We start from the raw sequence: 17,583 nt of genomic DNA, 5'->3' as shown, positions 1-17,583 counted from the left end.
CTATGGATCACGGGAGTGCGGATCACGCAGCCATGGGTCACGGATCTATGGACCACGGCAGCATGGGTCACGGATCTATGGACCACGGCGGACACGGGCACATGGATCACGTGGCCATGTTCCGTCGCCTCTTCTGGATCATGTGTGTGATCGCGATCCCGGTGGTGCTGGCGTCGCCCATGTTCGGGTCCATCGTGGGCTACACCGTCCCCGACAACTGGGTGCGCTGGATCTCGCCGGTGCTCGGCACGGTGATGTACGTGTGGGGTGGACGTCCGTTCCTGACCGGAGCGGTCAGCGAATTGCGTTTGCGCGCACCGGGAATGATGACACTCATCGCGCTCGCGATCACCGTCGCGTTCGTGTCGTCATGGGGTGCGTCTGTGCATCTGCTGCCCCACGACCTCGAATTCTGGTGGGAGCTGGCACTTCTCATCGTGATCATGCTTCTCGGGCATTGGATCGAGATGAAATCCATCGCGCAGACGACGTCGGCGCTCGATTCGCTCGCCTCGCTCATGCCCGACGAGGCCGAGCGCGTCGTCGACGAGGACGGTGGTGAGCGTATCGAATCGGTGACGCCTTCCGACCTCGCCAGGGGTGACGTGGTGATCGTCCGTCCAGGTGGTCGGGTCCCCGCTGACGGCGTGATCGTCGACGGCACGGCAGAACTCGACGAATCGATGATCACCGGAGAATCGGATCTGGTCAGTCACACCGTCGGCGACAAGGTCGTCGCGGGAACCGTCACCGCCGACTCCGCGATCAGGGTGCGCGTCAGCGCTGTCGGCGACGACACGACGCTTGCGGGCATTCAACGCCTGGTTGCCGAGGCACAGAACTCGACCTCGCGTGCCCAGCGGCTCGCCGACCGCGCCGCGGGATGGCTCTTCTGGTTCGCGCTCGGTGCCGCGGTGCTCACCGCCGTCATCTGGACGGCCATCGGACGACCCGAGGACGCGGTCGTCCGCACGATCACCGTCCTGGTGATCGCATGTCCGCACGCGCTGGGTCTGGCGATTCCGCTCGTCGTGTCGATCGCGACCGAGCGTGCGGCCAAGATGGGTGTGTTGGTGACCAACAGACTCGCACTGGAGAAGCTCCGTCAGGTCGACGTGGTCTGCTTCGACAAGACCGGCACGCTCACGCGGGGACGCCCCGAGGTGACCGAGGTCGTCGTGCGGGAGGGTTCGACGCAGAACGACGTCCTCCGACTTGCGGCCTCGGCCGAGATGCCCAGTGAGCACCCGCTCGCCAGAGCCATCGTTCGCGCCGCCCGCGACCGTGACCTCGACGTCGCGTCGCCGACGGACTTCACCACGCACGCGGCGACGGGTGTCACAGCCCGGGTCGACGGCCACTCGGTGTCGGTCGGCGGTCCACGGCTCGTGGAGAATGTCGCCGTTCCCGAGCGTCTCGCATCGGCAGCGAACGACCTACGCGGGAACACCGTCCTGTACGTGATCTCCGGCGAAGAGGTCGTCGGCGTGATCGCACTCGCCGACGAGCCGCGTCCGGAGTCCGCGCAAGCGGTCGCCGACCTGCGGGACCGTGGCATCGAATCGGTCATGATCACCGGCGATGCACCCGACGTCGCCGAGCGTGTGGCCAAGGCCGTCGGCATCACCGAGGTGCATGCGCAGGTGCGCCCCGAGGACAAGGAGCGGATCGTCTCCGACCTGCAGCAGAAGGGCCACGTCGTCGCCTTCGTCGGTGACGGTGTCAACGACGCGCCCGCCCTTGCGCGTGCCGATGTCGGTATCGCGATCGGTGCGGGCACGGACGTCGCGATCGGTTCGGCGGGAGTGGTGCTCGCGGGCGACGATCCGAGGACCGTGGTGTCGGCCATCGAGTTGTCGCGCAAGGCCTACCGCAAGATGACACAGAACCTCTGGTGGGCTGCCGGGTACAACCTGATCTCGGTCCCGTTGGCGGCGGGGATCCTGGCGCCGATCGGCTTCGTGCTGCCGATGGCTGTCGGAGCGCTGTTGATGTCGTTGTCGACGATCATCGTCGCGCTCAACGCCCAACTGCTGCGTCGCGCCGATCTCCACGAACCGCGCTGATCCTCCGCTCCGACACAGCAGACGCCGCGCACTGGTCAGAGTCACAGAAGTCGGCGTACTCTCCGAGGAGAGGTTTTCGACTGATGGTCGAAAACAGTGCTCGGGTGAGGAAAGGGCATGCGTATGGGGCTCGATCAGGTCCACGCCGACCTCGTGGTGGTCGGCGCGGGCGTCGCCGGACTGACCGCGGCGCTCTCCGCTGTCGAGCAGGGACTGCGCGTCCTGGTCTGCAGCAAAGGGATCGTCCGTGAACCCGGTGGAGTGGGCGGTCCGGAACCGAGTACGTCGACGTACTACGCCCAGGGCGGCGTCGCGGTCGTGGCGCCCGACAGCGCCGACGACACCGTCGACCTCCACGTGCGCGACACCCTGGCCGCCGGAGCGGGGCTCAGCGACCCTGACATCACCCGGGAGATCGTGGCTGACGGATGGTCGGCGGTCTCGCGGCTGCTCGGCTGGGGCGCCCGGTTCGACCGGGACGCGACCGGGCGATTGATCCGGACACGCGAGGGCGGTCACAGCGTGCGACGGATCATCCACGCGGGTGGGGACGCGACGGGTGCGCAGATACAACAGACGCTGTCCACGGCAGTCGGCGCTGCGAGCCGACACGGCCATCTGCGCGTCGTGGACGACTGCACGGTCACCCGGGTGTTGACGGCCGATGGACGAGCGGTCGGTGTCGCCTATCGGTCAGCGGACGGATTGGGGGTCGCCCACGCCCCGACGGTGCTGCTGGCGACCGGCGGCAGCGGCCACCTGTACGCCGCCACGACCAACCCGTCCGGCGCCACAGCCGACGGCCTGGCCCTGGCGCTGCGCGCGGGTGCGGAAGTCGCCGACCTCGAGTTCGTCCAGTTCCATCCGACGATGCTGTACACGCCGGGAGCACGAGGTCGGCGAACGCTGATCACGGAGGCGATCCGCGGAGAAGGCGGATGTCTCGTCGACGTCGCCGGGCGGTCGGTGACCGCTGACGTCCATCCGCTCGGCGATCTCGCGCCGCGCGACGTCGTCGCCAACGCGGTGACCAAGGCCATCGACCGTACCGGCCATCCGTGTGTCTACCTCGACGTCGCGGCGATCGACCACTTCGACACCCGGTTCCCCACCGTCACCGCGGGGCTACACGCCGCCGGTCTCGATCCCGCTGACGGTCGCATTCCGGTCGTGCCGGGCGCGCACTATCAGTGTGGTGGCGTCGTCACGGATGCCGACGGGCGGACCACCGTGCCGGGCTTGCTCGCCGCGGGAGAGGTCGCGCGTACCGGACTGCACGGCGGCAACAGGCTCGCATCGAACTCGCTGCTCGAGGGCCTGGTGATGGGCGTGCGTGCCGCGCGGGTCGCGCACTCGCAGAGGACTCACGTCGTCGACGACGCGCTCGCCGTCGGCTCCGTGGCCGACGCGAACGACCAGGTCGCGCAGGCGTTGGACCGAACGACCCTCCAGGACGCGATGTCGCGATTCGTGGGATTGCGCCGTGACTCTGCCGGCCTCGCACACGTCGCCGCCATGCTCGATGCTGCCGCTCCGCGTGTCCTCACCACGCGAGCAGATGTCGAGGATGCCGCATTGACGCTCACCGCACGGTTCGTCGTCGCGGCAGCCGCCGCGCGACGTCGGTCGCGTGGATGCCACGTCCGCACCGACGAGTCGGCGACCACCGACCCGGCGACCATCGACACGGCGACCATCGACACGGCGACCATCGGCTCGGGGTATCGCAGCTTCGACGACGACACGACCCGACGCTTCCGGATGGAGGGCAACGAGATCTGCGTGGCGGGGGTAGAAGTGCCAGTACTCACTTCCGTAGACTGACGCCCGGGGAGTGGGATGATCGACGCACCGGTCGCCGAGGCGGCAGCCGATCGGGCTGTGACGAGCCGTGACATCGCGGGTAGCGTCGTCGTCATATGACAGCGTGCTCGTATCGGGCCGATGGGAGGACCGTATGGACGGCCAGGGTTGCTGGTCAACGGTTGTGTGCTCCGCGGAGGAACGTCGCGCACTCGGCTTGAGTGGGTCGTCGGAGTGGTTGTTGCAGTGCAGGCTGGCGGCAGGCCACGCGGGGAATCACGCCACGGATGCAAGTACTCGACCGCGCAGCGACAGGCGCCTCTGGCTCGAATGGAATGACTTCGACGACCGCGCGCAATCGCTGATCGAACGCAATCCGTGCCCGGTGCTGTCTCCCGAGGGCGCACGCTGTGTCTTCTTCAACGGGCACGGCGGACCACACTTCTATGCGCGGACAAACGGGCACGTCCCCGCGGTGAACAACGGCGCCAGACGTCCAGCGGCCTCCGGCCGGATGCCCGTACAGGGCAACACACCGCCGCCCCCGCAGGCCCGTCGCCCCGAACGGAGTGGTCCCTCGACCGGCGATCTGCCGGTCGCGGCAGCCAACGCGGGATCGCACCGACTCGACGAGCCCCGCGGGCAGTCGGTTCGGGAGGTCCCGCCTGCGCAGCATTCCCTCGCGTCCCAGCCGACACCGTCGCATGCGTACCGGGGTGGTCGTCGGTCGACCAATGCCGAACCGCCGGCCACGCCGATGCCCATCGTCAACAGGCACCAGGCCGTCGACACCGAGAGCGCACAGGTCGTCGGTCAACCACCGGTACCGCCGTCGCCGCCACGTGCCGACCCATTGTCAGGTCCGGTGAGCGCACCTCCTGTGAACCCCCGCACCGATGAGGTGAGCGAAGCCCTGCGCGACGTCGCGGCGGCGTTGGCAAAACTCGCGGACGCGCTCGAGCGCCCGCGTTCCTGATCACGCACGACTGTTCGTCGTCGGCACAACATGCCGTGTCCCATACCCTAGGGGGGTACCGTTTCCGGACTCATTCTGGTATACCGGTAAGGGGTATATGAGGAGAGTGACCATGGGGATCGACGCGACTGTCGAGCACGAGCCGAGTGGGGCCGGGCGCACCGACATCGAGCATGCCGAGCACGGCTACATCACACGCAAGGACGACTATCTCAAGCGGTTGCGCCGTATCGAGGGTCAAGCGCGTGGGCTGCAACGCATGGTCGACGACGAGGAGTACTGCATCGACATCCTCACTCAGTTGTCGGCGATGACCAAGGCGCTGCAGGCCGTCGGACTCGGTTTGCTCGAAGACCACATGAACCACTGCGTGGTGCACGCCGCGCAGGAGAGTGACGCCGCTGGTCAGGCCAAGGTCGACGAGGCGATGGCCGCGATCACACGGCTCGTCAAGTCCTGACACGCCGCCGTCTCGCCGGCGTACCCGGCCCCTGAGGCCGCCCAACAGAAAGGTTGACAGCACATGAGCACGAGCACCTACACCGTCACAGGCATGACCTGCGGCCACTGCGTCGCGTCGGTACGCGAGGAGATCGGCGAGATCCCGGGCGTGAACACTGTCGACGTGACCCTCGAGACCGGCGTCGTCGAGATCGAAAGTGATCGCGAACTCGGTCGCGACGAGGTCTCCGAGGCCGTGTCCGAAGCCGGTTACGAGCTGGTCTGAGATGTCCACGACGTTCACGACGCACGGTGAGGGGTCGACCGCCGTCGTCGACCTCGACATCACCGGCATGACGTGTGCGTCGTGTGCGAACCGGATCGAGCGCAAACTCAACAAGATCGACGGCGTGCAGGCGTCGGTGAACTTTGCGACCGAGCGGGCGACCGTTGGCGGCACGGCAGATGTCGACACGCTCGTCGCAGCAGTCCGCGACGCCGGGTACTCGGCCACTCCGGTGCGCCCGAGAGACCCCGTCGAATCCACTGATCCGGGGTCGGCGGCCGACGCCGTCGCGACTCCGGCAACACTCGAGCTCCGAGGTCTACGTCAGCGTCTCGTCATCTCGGCATTGCTGTCGATCCCGGTCATCATCCTGGCGATGGTGCCCGCCGCCCAGTTCACCAACTGGCAGTGGTTGTCGCTGACACTCGCTGCGCCGGTGATCATCTGGGGCGGTTATCCATTCCATCTCGCCGCGTGGCGCAATCTGCGTCACGGCGCGCTGACCATGGACACGCTGGTGTCGATCGGAACGCTCGCCGCGTTCGGATGGTCACTGTATGCGCTGTTCTTCGGCATGGCCGGGATGCCGGGAATGACACACGGATTCGATCTGCTTCCCGCTCGTGGTGCCGGGGCGTCGTATATCTATCTGGAGGCCGCAGCCGGGGTCACGACCTTCATCCTGGCCGGACGATACGCGGAGAAGCGCGCGAAAATCCGTGCCGGAGATGCACTTCGGGCGCTGATGGATCTCGGCGCGAAGGACGTCGTGATCCGACGGGCCGGCAGCGAAGTGAGGGTCCCGATCGGCGAGCTCGGCGTCGGTGACGAGTTCGTCGTCCGACCAGGTGAGAAGATTGCCACCGACGGGGTGGTCGTCGACGGCGCCTCTGCGGTCGACATGTCCATGCTCACAGGTGAATCCGTGCCCATCGAAGTGACGGTCGACGACGACGTCGTGGGTGCGACGATCAACACCAGCGGTCGCCTCGTGGTGCGTGCGACGCATGTCGGCGCCGATACGGCACTCGCACAGATGGCGCGTCTGGTCGAGGCGGCGCAGGCTGGTAAGGCCCGTGTGCAGCGACTCGCCGACAGGATTTCGGGTGTGTTCGTCCCCGTCGTGATGCTGATCGCCGTTGCCGCGCTGATCTTCTGGTGGGTCGACGGCTCCGTGCTCACCGCGTTCACCGCAGCGGTGTCGGTCCTCATCATCGCCTGCCCGTGCGCGCTCGGGCTCGCGACCCCAACCGCGCTCATGGTCGGCACCGGACGCGGCGCACAGCTCGGAATCCTTTTGTCCGGACGGGAGGTGCTGGAGAAGACGCGACGTGTCGACACCGTCGTGTTGGACAAGACCGGCACGGTCACCACCGGTGAGATGCGCGTCGACGTCGTGTACGGCGCCTCCGGTGTGACACGTGACGACGTTCTGACCCTGGCCGCCGCCGTCGAGACGGGCTCGGAACATCCGATCGGGCGGGCGATCGTCGTTGCCGCACATGATCTCACCGTTCCCGAGGCGGACGAGTTCGACGCCGATCACGGTGTCGGGGTATCCGGAAACGTCGGGTCGAGCAGGATCGTCGTCAGTGGACCGGCCCGACTCGACGTCGAGCTCGACCCGGGTCTGCGCGTCGCCGTCGACGAGGCTCAGGCCGCTGGTGCGACTCCCGTCGTCGTGCTCCGCGACGGCGAACCGATCGGCGTGATCGTGGTGTCAGACACTGTGAAACCCGCTGCTGCCGAAGCGGTCTCGCGCATGAAGAAGGCTGGATTGCGCCCGATTCTGCTGACCGGCGACAACGCGGGTGCCGCGCGGCACGTCGCCGACGCCGTCGGTATCGACACGGTGATCTCGGACGTGCGGCCGCAGGACAAGGTCGCCGAGGTGGTGCGGTTGCAGCAGGCGGGCGCGACCGTGGCCATGGTCGGCGACGGAATCAACGACGCACCGGCACTCGCGCAGGCCGACCTCGGCATCGCCATGGGCACCGGCACCGACGTCGCAATCGCTGCGAGCGACGTGACCATCGTCGACGGCGACGTCAACAAGGTGCTCGACGCGATCGAGTTGTCGCGCGCGACCTTACGGACGATCAAGCAGAACCTGTTCTGGGCGTTCGGCTACAACGTCGCCGCGATTCCGCTCGCGGCAGCGGCGCTGCTCAACCCGATGATCGCGGGAGCTGCCATGGCGTTCTCGTCGGTGTTCGTGGTGCTGAACAGCTTGCGACTGCGCCGGTTCTCACCGCGGCGGTAGATCGCGAGGTCGTGCCGCGGGGGCTCTACTCGGCGGCAGCGCGGCGAGCCGCATGGCGTCCCGCGCGCCGCCCGAAATACGACCCCTCGCCGAGTTGTGTGCCGCTGGAGTAGCCCTTGCTGTCCTGGGCGATGTTCGCGGCACATGCGCCCGCCGCGTACAGCCCGGCGATCGCCGAGCCGGAGGTATCGAGCACCTCACCGTCGACCGATGTCGCCATTCCGCCGAGCGTGAATCCCGCGTACATCGCCTTGCCGAGGCTCATGTCGAAGGCCGCCCACGGGCCTTTGTCCTGCGGCGCAAGGTATTCGGGGGCTTTGTGGAAGTCGGGATCCTCGCCGCGGGCTGCGTTCTCGTTGTAGCGGTCGAGACTCGCCTGCAATCGGCCCGCCGGTATGCCCAGGGCCTCCTCCGCCTCCGCGATCGTCTCGTATCCGTCGACGAACGGCACGAGCGGCATGCGCGGCCGCTTCATGTGCGCTTCGTCGACGATGAGGTATGCGGTCGAATCCGGTTGATCGAGAACGAAACTCGAGGTCCGGGAGTGGTAGGAGTCCTCCGCGACGAACCGGTCGCCGTTGTTGTTCACCGCGATCCCGGTGAGCAGGATGGCGGGCGGATACACGGGTGCGGTGCAGAACGCCTGGTCCATGTGCTTGAGCGCTGCGCCGACGGAGACGCCCATCCGGAGTCCGAGACCGTCGTCGTAGGTGTTGCCGAGAACGTAGGGTTTCTCGGCGAGCCACGGAACGTTTTCGGCGACCATCTCGGAGTTCATCACGAATCCGCCGGCAGCGATGACCACGCTCGATGCGCTGATGACGCCGTCTCCGTTGCCCGGGCTGCGCCAGGCGACTCCGGCGACGGCACCGTCCTCGTCGACGACGAGTCGTCGTGCTCCGGTTTCGTAGCGGACCTCGACTCCCAGGTCGGCGAGACGTTTGACGAGTAGTTCGACGATCATCGCAGCTCCGCCCGTGTCGCCGGGGACGGGAACCTTGTGGCCGCGGGGCGCGGGCGTGGCGATCGTGTTGAACGGCCACACCTTCTCGTTGCCGGTGTACATCAGGCCCTGCGTCTCGGGTTGGACGACGGCCTTCTCCGGGTAGTAGCTGCGCTCGAACTGGAACCCGAGCGCTTCGAGCCAGTCGAAGTGCTCGACGCTGTCGACGCAATAGGCGTGGATCTTGTCGGGCTCGGGGTCGCTGGAGACCGCGGTGATGTAGCGCTCCATCTCCTCGGCCGAATCCTCGTGTCCCGTCGCCTTCTGGACCGCGGTTCCGCCACCGAGATAAAAGTGTCCACCCGCCAGCGCGGTCGTGCCGCCGGCCGCTGCGGCGCGTTCGAGCACCAAAACTCGCGCCCCGTTCGTCGCCGCCTCGACCGCTGCGCAACCGCCCGCGATGCCCAATCCGATCACGACGACGTCGACCTCGTCGCTGAACTCCGTCACCGAGCCCAGCGCAAGGGGATCGGGAATCTGTGTGCCGTCAGCCATGCGGACAAGAGTAGACGACAAACTAGAACGTGTTCTAGTGGTTGGTGGTCTCGACCCGAGGTATCAAGGAGTGTGTCCTCAGGACGAACCCTCACCAGACCTCGCGCCGACGACGAGCAAGCTCCGGCGTCGCATGACGGACCTGCCGCACTTGCGGGAGTGATCGCCGTCGGCGCAGGTCTCGCGGTGGGCGAATTGTGCGCAGTGCCGATATCGGAGAACAGTTCACCCTTCTTCGCGGTCGGTTCGACAGTGGTCGACCACACACCGCAGGCCGTTCGGGAGTGGGCGATCAGCACGTTCGGTACGTCGGACAAGACGGCATTGTTCACGGGGATGGCCCTGGTGATCGTGCTCCTCGCGGCAGCAACCGGGATTGTCGAGCGTCGTCGCGGAGGCTTCGGCTGCGCGGTCATCGGGGTGTTCGCGGTGCTGGGCGTGGTCGCGGCGCTGAACAGGTCGGGGGCCGGCGGTACCTATGCCATCCCCTCGCTGCTCGCGGGAGTCGTCGGCATCGCGGTCCTGCGCATCCTGATGCACCAACTGGACGCCGGCGCGGCATCGACCGACGACGGGCGAGCCGGGGTGTCGCGACGATTCGTACTCACGGCGGCGGGGATCGCGGTGGCCGCGGTCGCGGTCGGAGCGGTCGGCCGCAAACTCCTCGCCGACGCCGCACGTACCGTCGCAGACCGCGCGGGCATCCGGCTACCGGTGCCCGCCTCTCCCACACCGCCGATCCCGGCCGGCGTCGACATCGGTGTGCCGGGCGCGACGTCGTACATCACCGACTCCGCGTCGTTCTACCGCATCGACACCGCGCTCCAAGTACCCCAGCTGACCACAACCGACTGGTCACTTCGGGTGCACGGGCTCGTCGACGAGGAGTTCACGATCACCTGGGACGAGCTCCTCGCGATGCCGATGACGGAACGGGTCGTGACACTGACCTGCGTGTCCAACGAGATCGGCGGAGACCTGATCGGCAACGCGCGGTGGCTCGGCGTACCGATGAAGACCATCCTCGACCGTGCCGGTGTGCGTCCCGGCGCCGACATGCTGCTCTCGACGAGCTCGGATGGCTGGACCGCGGGCACCCCGGTGTCGGCGATCACCGACAAGCGCGACGCACTGTTGGTCGTCGCCATGAATGGTGAGCCGCTACCCATCGAACACGGCTTTCCCGTCCGACAGGTGATCCCGGGACTCTACGGCTATGTGTCGGCGACCAAGTGGGTGACCGACTGGGAGCTCACGCGCTTCTCCGACGCCCAGGCGTACTGGACGACGCGAGGATGGTCGGCACTCGGACCGATCAAGCTCGCGTCGCGGATCGATCGTCCGGCGAGCGGCTCGGTCTCGGCGGGGACCGTGATCGTGGCGGGTACCGCATGGGCGCAGCACACCGGTGTCTCCGCGGTACAGGTGCGTGTCGACGGCGGGCGCTGGCAGGACGCCCAACTGGCGACCGAGTACAGCATCGACACCTGGCGTCAGTGGAAGTTCACCTGGCAGGCCACCCGTGGGGAGCACACCGTCGAGTGCCGCGCCATCGACAAGAACGGGACAGCGCAGGTGGAAGCTCTGGCCGACCCCGTTCCCGACGGTGCAACCGGTCTCGATTCGCGGACCTACACCGTCAACTGACCTCGGCTGCCGGGGTGGCGCCCGCGCGCGTCGCCGGGGGTGGCGCTACCCTTCGACGCAGCACGCGTGGAGGGGGTCGAATGCACAAGGTCGTCACGTCCGGGCTCGCGATGTGCGCCGCGGCCACTCTGCTCCTGAACCCTGCCACGGCGGACGCGGCGTCGACTTCCGGATCGAGTTCGGTGCAGTTCCCGTCCTCCTGGTACGAGCCGACCCCCGTCCGCGAGAAGCCCACCTGGCTACCGGACAGCCTGGGCGAGAACGCGACGGTGATCCTCGTTCCCGGCACCAGCGACTTCACCCCCATCAGTGCATCGGACATCGGCGGGTCGGGTTCGCCGATGGGCGGCGACCAATACGGACGAACTGTCGATGTGGGGTTCTACGACGCACCAGGCGGCGGGGCGTCGTTCGGACCGAAAGTCGTTGTCGTGCAATACCCTGCGGCGTTCGGGATCATCGTCGGCGGTAAAGAGTACGACCTGAGTGGAACGGGTACCTACAACAGCTCGGTCGATATCGGTACCGCAGAAGGTGTTGCCGACGCCGAGCAGGCCTGGGCCGACCGCGGCGGATCGGGCACGATCATTCTCAACGGCTACTCGCAGAGCGGCCCGATCGCGATGAACGTGGCGTATCTGCTGCACCAGAAGTACGCGTCCGGCGACCCCGACGCGATTCCGGACTCCGACATCGTGGTGGTCGTCGGCGCCGACTCCCGGTTCCCGAACACGGGCATCGAGACGATCATCCCCAGCTTCGTCCCCGGCGCGTACACCAACGGCGCGCGCGACGAGTCCGACACCGGCGACATTCACGTGATCTCCTACTGCGTGCGTGGAGATTCCGTGTGCGGCATGGGAAATCCACTCGCCCATCCTCTCGCCACCGCGTTCTACTTCCTGCCCGGTGCCACCATCCACGGGCAGAAGGGCAACCTGGTGAACCAGTACGAGGTGGCGTCGACCAGGGAGGTCGGCAACACCACCTACGTCGTCCTCGACGGCGGTAACCCGTGGGGAATCTTCCTGCGCAGCTTGGGAATCGCCGTCCCACCGGAATTCGACGACGCGCTCGACGCCCTGGTGCCGGTGCCCGAACCCGGCGAGGCGTCGACCATCGCGGGAGTTCGGGTTCCGACGCCGCGCGACATCCAGGTCGCGCTCGCAGACGCTCTGGGACTGCAGGTTCCGGTCACCGACCCCGACGCGCTCGCCGCGCAGGGGAGAACATGGCAGGCGCCGGATGCTGCCGGTGAATCGAACAGCGAGTCCGTCTCGAACGAATCCCTTCCACGCGCGGCCACGACGAGTGGTGCCCACGAGACCTTCGAGAACTACCTCGCGGGGGCAGAAGCAGGGAACGGCGTGAGCAAGGCCGCCCCGGAGAGCGACGCGACGTCGCCGCGAGCACACGACGGCTCGACGGGCGGCACGACTGGGTCCACCACGGGCACGCCGACCTCGACTCCCCAGACCTCGACGACCCAGATCCCGACGACCCAGACCGCGACGGCCCCGAGCACTTCCGCCGCTCCCGTCGCCGAGCCCTCCGTGTCCTCCGCCCCCGAGGGCGACGGTGCACCCACCACGTCGTCGACCGGGCCGACAAGCGCCCGATAGTCGGACACCAGCCTAGACACCTGTCCACCCGTGTGGTTTCATGGCGAAGTCAAGGAAAAGTGAGCAATTCAACGGCGTGATCTGCGTCTGTTGAGGTCATGCTATGTTCGTCGCACCGAATTTCGAGCGGGCGCGACGTGCGGATGACCACCTCATTGACGATCTGCGCCCCGACGTGGCGCAGAACGACAGTGGCCGGAGGAGTAAACCCGCGGATCATCGTGCGCCCGTACCCGTACAAGTTCCAGTACCCGTAGAAGACAGAGAAGAAACAAACAATCATGAGCGTGGGAGTCGTGCGCGAAACGGCCGAGGGTGAGCGTCGTGTGGCGCTCGTCCCGAAGGTCGTTGCGACGCTGGTAGGTAAGGGAGTGCCGGTCACCGTCGAATCGGGGGCAGGCGTCGAGGCATTGATCCCCGACGACGCATACGTCGAGGCGGGCGCGACGATCGGGGATCCGTACGCCGCCGACGTCGTGCTTCGGGTGTCACCGCCCAGCGATGCCGAGATCGCGAGACTGCGCAGGGGGCAGAAGCTGATCGGTTTCCTGGCGCCGCGCAACGCCGACACCAAGATCGGTGCGCTCAAGGATGCGGGCGTCGAGGCCTACGCGGTCGAGGCCATTCCGCGCATCTCGCGTGCGCAGGTCATGGACGCGTTGAGTTCGCAGGCCAACGTGAGCGGGTACAAGTCGGTCATCGTGGCGGCCGACAAGTCGACTCGCTTCTTCCCGATGCTCACCACGGCGGCGGGCACTGTGAAGCCCGCAACGGTATTGGTGCTGGGAGTGGGTGTCGCCGGTCTGCAGGCGCTGGCCACGGCCAAGCGTCTCGGCGCCCGCACCACCGGATACGACGTGCGACCCGAGGTCGCCGAGCAGGTCCGTTCGGTCGGCGCGCAATGGCTCGATCTCGGGATCGACGCAGCGGGCGAGGGCGGATATGCCCGTGAGCTGACCGACGAGGAGCGCGCCAAGCAGCAGCAGGCACTCGAGGATGCGATCAAGGGTTTCGACATCGTCATCACCACGGCGCTGGTGCCGGGACGCCCGGCGCCGCGCCTGGTCACCGCCGCAGCCGTCGAGGGCATGAAGCCCGGCAGCGTCGTCGTCGACCTGGCGGGCGAGACCGGTGGCAACTGCGAGCTGACCGAACCGGGTCAGACCGTCGTCAAGCACGACGTCACCATCACGTCCCCGTTGAACCTGCCCGCGACGATGCCGGAGCATGCCAGCGAGTTGTACTCGAAGAATTTGCAGGCGCTGATCGAGTTGATGCTCGACGAGAACGGCGCGATCGCACCCGATTTCGACGACGAGGTCATCGCAGCAGCCTGCGTGACGGGGTCGCCGACCACCAACTCGGAGGTGAAGGCCTGATGTACACCGGTCTCATGGCGAACATCGCCATCCTGGTCCTCGCGGGATTCGTCGGCTTCGCGGTCATCTCGAAGGTGCCCAACACGCTGCACACCCCGCTCATGTCCGGTACCAACGCCATTCACGGCATCGTCGTGCTGGGTGCGCTGGTGGTGCTGGGTTCTCTTCCGGCCGATGCCAATTGGGGCACCCGGATCATCGCGTTCGTCGCACTGATCTTCGGCACGCTCAACGTGGTCGGCGGCTTCCTGGTCACCGATCGCATGCTCGGAATGTTCAAGGGTAAGAAGGAGTCTGCCAAGTGAGCGCCATCCTCGCCCCGACGGTGTTGGCGAGCGAGTCGACCGGACAGGTCTCCGAAGGCCTCGGTTACGGCGTCACGGCTCTCTACATCGTCTCCTTCTCGCTGTTCATCTACGGCTTGATGGGACTGACCGGACCCAAGACCGCGGTCCGCGGAAACTGGATCGCCGCAACCGGTATGGGCATCGCGATCATCGCGACACTGCTCAGCGTCTACAACAACGCAGGCGATACGGGCGTCCCGACTGTCAACTGGGTGCTGATCGCCATCGGTCTGCTCATCGGTGTCGTACTCGGTATCCCGCCGGCGCTGAAGACCAAGATGACGGCGATGCCGCAGTTGGTCGCGCTGTTCAACGGCGTCGGCGGCGGGACCGTCGCCCTCATCGCGTGGGCTGAGTACATCGAGTACGACGGCTTCACCCGGGTGCCGCACGAGCCGAACGTCGCGGTGATCGTCGGATCGCTCTTCGCCGCGATCATCGGGTCGATCTCCTTCTGGGGATCACTGGTGGCGTTCGCCAAGCTGCAGGAGCTGCTCAACAAGAATCTCGAGAAGAAGCTGGTCGCCGCGGCCAAGCTGTTCCAACTCGCCAACGTCGTACTCGCGATCGTCGCGGTCGCGGTCGCGGTGGTCATCGGGGTCAAGGCGAGTTCGACCAACGCGACCCCGTGGTACTGGATCGTCATCCTGCTGGTGGTCGCGGGTCTGATGGGACTGTTCGTGGTGTTCCCCATCGGCGGCGCCGACATGCCGGTGGTCATCTCGTTGCTCAATGCGCTCACCGGATTGTCCGCAGCCGCTGCGGGTCTCGCCCTCAACAATCAGGCGATGATCGTGGCGGGCATGATCGTCGGTGCGTCGGGTTCGATCCTGACGATGCTGATGGCCAAGGCGATGAACCGCTCGATCCCGGCGATCGTGTTCGGCTCCTTCGGTGGCGGAGATGCCGGGGCCGCAGGTGTTGCGGGCGCCGCGGGTGGCACGGTGAAGGCGACGTCGGCATCCGATGCCGCGATCCAAATGGCGTATGCCAACCAGGTCGTCGTCGTGCCCGGCTACGGTCTGGCCGTCGCGCAGGCACAGCACACGGTCAAGGAGATGGCAGATCTTCTCGAAGACAAGGGCGTCGAGGTCAAGTACGCGATCCACCCGGTCGCGGGACGTATGCCCGGCCATATGAACGTGCTGCTCGCCGAGGCCGACGTGCCGTATGACTCGATGAAGGAGATGGACGACATCAACGGCGAGTTCTCGCGCACCGACGTCACCATCGTCATCGGCGCCAACGACGTGACCAATCCGGCTGCGCGCAACGATCCGTCGTCGCCGATCCACGGCATGCCGATCCTCAACGTCGACCAATCACGTTCGGTCATCGTGCTCAAGCGCTCGATGAGTTCGGGCTACGCGGGCATCGACAACCCACTGTTCACCGCCGAGCAGACGTCGATGCTGTTCGGCGATGCCAAGAAGTCGGTCAGCGAGGTCATCGAGGAGCTCAAGGCGCTGTAGGCGAGCATCGAGCACTTTCCGATTCTGTAGCAGCGGGCGACACGACGGTCGTCCGCTGCTACATCTATGTGGTGGCTGCCGAACACTCGCGGGCGCGCGTCGTCGTCTCGCGTGTCCTGCTGATCGTGGGCGTGCTGTGCCTCACTGCAGGCCTCGTCGCAGGCCTGGTCAATCGAGAGGCCGTGAACAGTGACCGGTTCGCCGGGCACGTCGACTCGGTGCGGCAGAATCAGGCGGTCGCACGACAACTCGGGCTGCTCGTGTCTCAGAAGATCCTCTCGGCGTCACCGGAGTTGATCGCACTGAGGCCGCTGGTGGAGTCCGTCTCGATCTCTGCGGTGTCGAGCCCCGCGGCCACTCCGGCGGTCCGTTCGTTGACGGCGACGCTGCACAGGTCTCTCACCACCGACGACGGACGGGCCGTGGTGCTGCGCCTCGCCGATCTGGGCGCGGTCACCGTGGCAGCACTGCGCACCGTTGCGCCGAACGCGGCAGCGAGGCTCCCCGACGACATGGACGTCACGCTGTCGCAGGTCGGCGCCGGTGAATGGGGCCGGGGCATCATCGGTTACGTCCACTGGGTGCGCGTGCTCTCGTGGCTCCTGCCGTTGCTCGCGCTGCTCCTGATCCTGGCCGCGGCCTTCATCCGACCTCCGCCTGCACGCGGTCGCGGTGTCGGCAGAATCTCCGTGGTCGCAGACACTGTCGGCGACGCGTTGATCTGGTTCGCCATCGTGCTCGCGGCAATCGTGCTCGCGTGCACGATCATTGCCGCGTTCACCGCCACCGACACGCTGGGCGGTGCGCTCACGGTCGCGGTCTGGAACGAGGTCGACGGCAGGTTGTGGATCGTCGCAGCGGTGGCGGCGTTGATCGGCGTGGCCGTGCGAGTGGCGTCGAGTCTTGCGGCGCCGGGCGGTCTCGGCGTCGCCTGTGTCGACTCAACGGGCGAACGTGTGCGCGCGTGGTCGCCGCTGCGCCCGTCGACGCCCCTGGGGATCGCGGCCCGCGGTGGGGTTCTGGTGCTCGCCGGTGTCCTGGGTGTCCTACGGCCGCAGACTCTGGTCACGATCATCGCGGTGCTGGCGGGGACGTGCGCGATCATCATCGGTGTCGCCGAGATGCTCAGGGCGGCACACCGCGCATCGGGAGGTACGGCTCGCCGGATGCTCGGACGACTGGTCCTGCCTGTTGTCGCGGTCGTGGGGATCGTCGTCGTTGTGGTCACGGTCGTCGTACTGGCCCTGCCGCAGCCGACGCCGACGCTGAGTTCGTTGACGGCGAGCAGGGACCCGAACGCCTGCAATGGTCATGTCGAACTGTGCGACAGGCCTTACAACGAGATCGCCTACCCCGCGACCCACAACTCCATGTCGGCACAGGACGGCGACCGGTGGTTCATCGCCGAGCAGCAGACCGGCGTCATGGGTCAACTCGACGACGGCATCCGGGTGTTCCTCGTCGACAGCTGGTACGGCCAGATGTCCAACAAGCCGCCGATCATCGCCAACACCCAGGAGAGTCGCGCACAGGCTCTCGCCGCTGCGGAGAATCTGTACGGCGTGCAGACAGTACAGAGTGCGCTGCGCGTCCGTGACGCGCTCAACCTGACGCCGGTGGGACCGGTGAAACCGTATCTGTGCCACGAACTCTGCGAATTGGGCTCGACGGAGTGGCTTCCGCTCATGGTCAAGGTCCGTGAATGGATGGACCGCCACCCGCGCGAGGTCGTCACGTTCTTCGTGCAGGACATGGTGGCACCCGCCGACGTCGAGACACTTCT

Annotated in this window: 13 protein-coding genes; 12 read left to right on the top strand and 1 reads right to left on the bottom strand. The window is 66.8% G+C overall.

All coding sequences use genetic code 11. The features are described from left to right. Positions 1-32: 32 nt before the first annotated feature. The 6 genes from GOOTI_RS23275 to GOOTI_RS23250 all read left to right on the top strand — a co-directional run bounded on the left by GOOTI_RS23275 (position 33) and on the right by GOOTI_RS23250 (position 7,835). Entirely contained in the window at positions 33-2,066 is a 2,034-nt protein-coding gene (locus tag GOOTI_RS23275; protein WP_373279051.1) for a heavy metal translocating P-type ATPase, read from the top strand. Positions 2,067-2,183: 117 nt separating this feature from the next. Beyond that, on the top strand, positions 2,184-3,890 hold the full coding sequence (gene nadB, locus GOOTI_RS23270; protein WP_007241055.1) for an L-aspartate oxidase: 1,707 nt from the start codon (positions 2,184-2,186) through the stop codon (positions 3,888-3,890). Between the two features lie 133 nt (positions 3,891-4,023). Beyond that, positions 4,024-4,845 (top strand): hypothetical protein, encoded by an 822-nt coding sequence (locus GOOTI_RS23265; protein WP_007241054.1) that lies wholly within the window; start codon positions 4,024-4,026, stop codon positions 4,843-4,845. Between the two features lie 112 nt (positions 4,846-4,957). Beyond that, entirely contained in the window at positions 4,958-5,305 is a 348-nt protein-coding gene (locus tag GOOTI_RS23260) for a metal-sensitive transcriptional regulator (RefSeq protein ID WP_007241053.1), read from the top strand. A 63-nt stretch (positions 5,306-5,368) separates the two neighbouring features. Further along, positions 5,369-5,572, top strand: a complete 204-nt coding sequence (locus GOOTI_RS23255; protein WP_007241052.1) for a heavy-metal-associated domain-containing protein — start codon at positions 5,369-5,371, stop codon at positions 5,570-5,572. 1 nt (position 5,573) lies between these two features. After that, a complete protein-coding gene (locus GOOTI_RS23250) occupies positions 5,574-7,835 on the top strand; it encodes a heavy metal translocating P-type ATPase (protein ID WP_007241051.1) in 2,262 nt (753 codons plus the stop codon). A gap of 25 nt (positions 7,836-7,860) precedes the next feature. Here the strand turns inward: GOOTI_RS23250 and GOOTI_RS23245 are convergent, their stop codons facing one another. Beyond that, the gene (locus GOOTI_RS23245) at positions 7,861-9,333 is read right to left on the bottom strand and encodes an FAD-binding protein (RefSeq protein WP_007241050.1); all 1,473 of its coding nucleotides are present in this window, start codon (positions 9,331-9,333) and stop codon (positions 7,861-7,863) included. Between the two features lie 72 nt (positions 9,334-9,405). Between GOOTI_RS23245 and GOOTI_RS23240 the strand changes: the two genes are divergently transcribed. The 6 genes from GOOTI_RS23240 to GOOTI_RS23210 form a co-directional block, all read left to right on the top strand. Next, positions 9,406-10,980 carry a molybdopterin-dependent oxidoreductase gene (locus tag GOOTI_RS23240; RefSeq protein ID WP_007241049.1) on the top strand — a complete coding sequence of 525 codons (1,575 nt, stop codon included), beginning with the start codon at positions 9,406-9,408 and terminating at the stop codon, positions 10,978-10,980. 80 nt (positions 10,981-11,060) lie between these two features. Next, complete coding sequence (locus GOOTI_RS23235; protein WP_007241048.1) at positions 11,061-12,602, top strand: alpha/beta hydrolase family protein; 1,542 nt, start codon at positions 11,061-11,063, stop codon at positions 12,600-12,602. A 281-nt stretch (positions 12,603-12,883) separates the two neighbouring features. After that, positions 12,884-13,981, top strand: coding sequence for a Re/Si-specific NAD(P)(+) transhydrogenase subunit alpha (locus GOOTI_RS23225; RefSeq protein ID WP_007241047.1), 1,098 nt, complete (start codon positions 12,884-12,886; stop codon positions 13,979-13,981). Continuing rightward, on the top strand, positions 13,981-14,286 hold the full coding sequence (locus GOOTI_RS23220; protein ID WP_005177965.1) for an NAD(P) transhydrogenase subunit alpha part 2: 306 nt from the start codon (positions 13,981-13,983) through the stop codon (positions 14,284-14,286). Before GOOTI_RS23225 ends, GOOTI_RS23220 begins: the two co-directional genes overlap by 1 nt. Next, positions 14,283-15,800: an NAD(P)(+) transhydrogenase (Re/Si-specific) subunit beta gene (locus GOOTI_RS23215; RefSeq protein ID WP_007241046.1), complete on the top strand. Its 1,518-nt coding sequence runs from the start codon at positions 14,283-14,285 to the stop codon at positions 15,798-15,800. The genes GOOTI_RS23220 and GOOTI_RS23215 overlap by 4 nt, the downstream gene beginning before the upstream one ends. Positions 15,801-15,871: 71 nt before the next feature. After that, the coding region (locus GOOTI_RS23210) for a PI-PLC domain-containing protein (RefSeq protein WP_039994616.1) at positions 15,872-17,583 on the top strand (1,712 nt) is incomplete at its 3' end.

The sequence above is a fragment of the Gordonia otitidis NBRC 100426 genome (assembly GCF_000248075.1).
GTDB lineage: Bacteria > Actinomycetota > Actinomycetes > Mycobacteriales > Mycobacteriaceae > Gordonia > Gordonia otitidis.
Note: the sequence above shows the minus strand (reverse complement) of the source record. Positions and strands in the feature narration are given on the sequence as shown.

Bases quoted from the DNA above. Each gene is read 5' to 3' on its own strand.
- GOOTI_RS23275 (WP_373279051.1), top strand. From the start codon at position 33: ATGGGTCACGGATCTATGGACCACGGCAGCATGGGTCACGGATCTATG.
- nadB (WP_007241055.1), top strand. From the start codon at position 2,184: ATGCGTATGGGGCTCGATCAGGTCCACGCCGACCTCGTGGTGGTCGGC.
- GOOTI_RS23265 (WP_007241054.1), top strand. From the start codon at position 4,024: ATGGACGGCCAGGGTTGCTGGTCAACGGTTGTGTGCTCCGCGGAGGAA.
- GOOTI_RS23260 (WP_007241053.1), top strand. From the start codon at position 4,958: ATGGGGATCGACGCGACTGTCGAGCACGAGCCGAGTGGGGCCGGGCGC.
- GOOTI_RS23255 (WP_007241052.1), top strand. From the start codon at position 5,369: ATGAGCACGAGCACCTACACCGTCACAGGCATGACCTGCGGCCACTGC.
- GOOTI_RS23250 (WP_007241051.1), top strand. From the start codon at position 5,574: ATGTCCACGACGTTCACGACGCACGGTGAGGGGTCGACCGCCGTCGTC.
- GOOTI_RS23245 (WP_007241050.1), bottom strand. From the start codon at position 9,333: ATGGCTGACGGCACACAGATTCCCGATCCCCTTGCGCTGGGCTCGGTG.
- GOOTI_RS23235 (WP_007241048.1), top strand. From the start codon at position 11,061: ATGCACAAGGTCGTCACGTCCGGGCTCGCGATGTGCGCCGCGGCCACT.
- GOOTI_RS23225 (WP_007241047.1), top strand. From the start codon at position 12,884: ATGAGCGTGGGAGTCGTGCGCGAAACGGCCGAGGGTGAGCGTCGTGTG.
- GOOTI_RS23220 (WP_005177965.1), top strand. From the start codon at position 13,981: ATGTACACCGGTCTCATGGCGAACATCGCCATCCTGGTCCTCGCGGGA.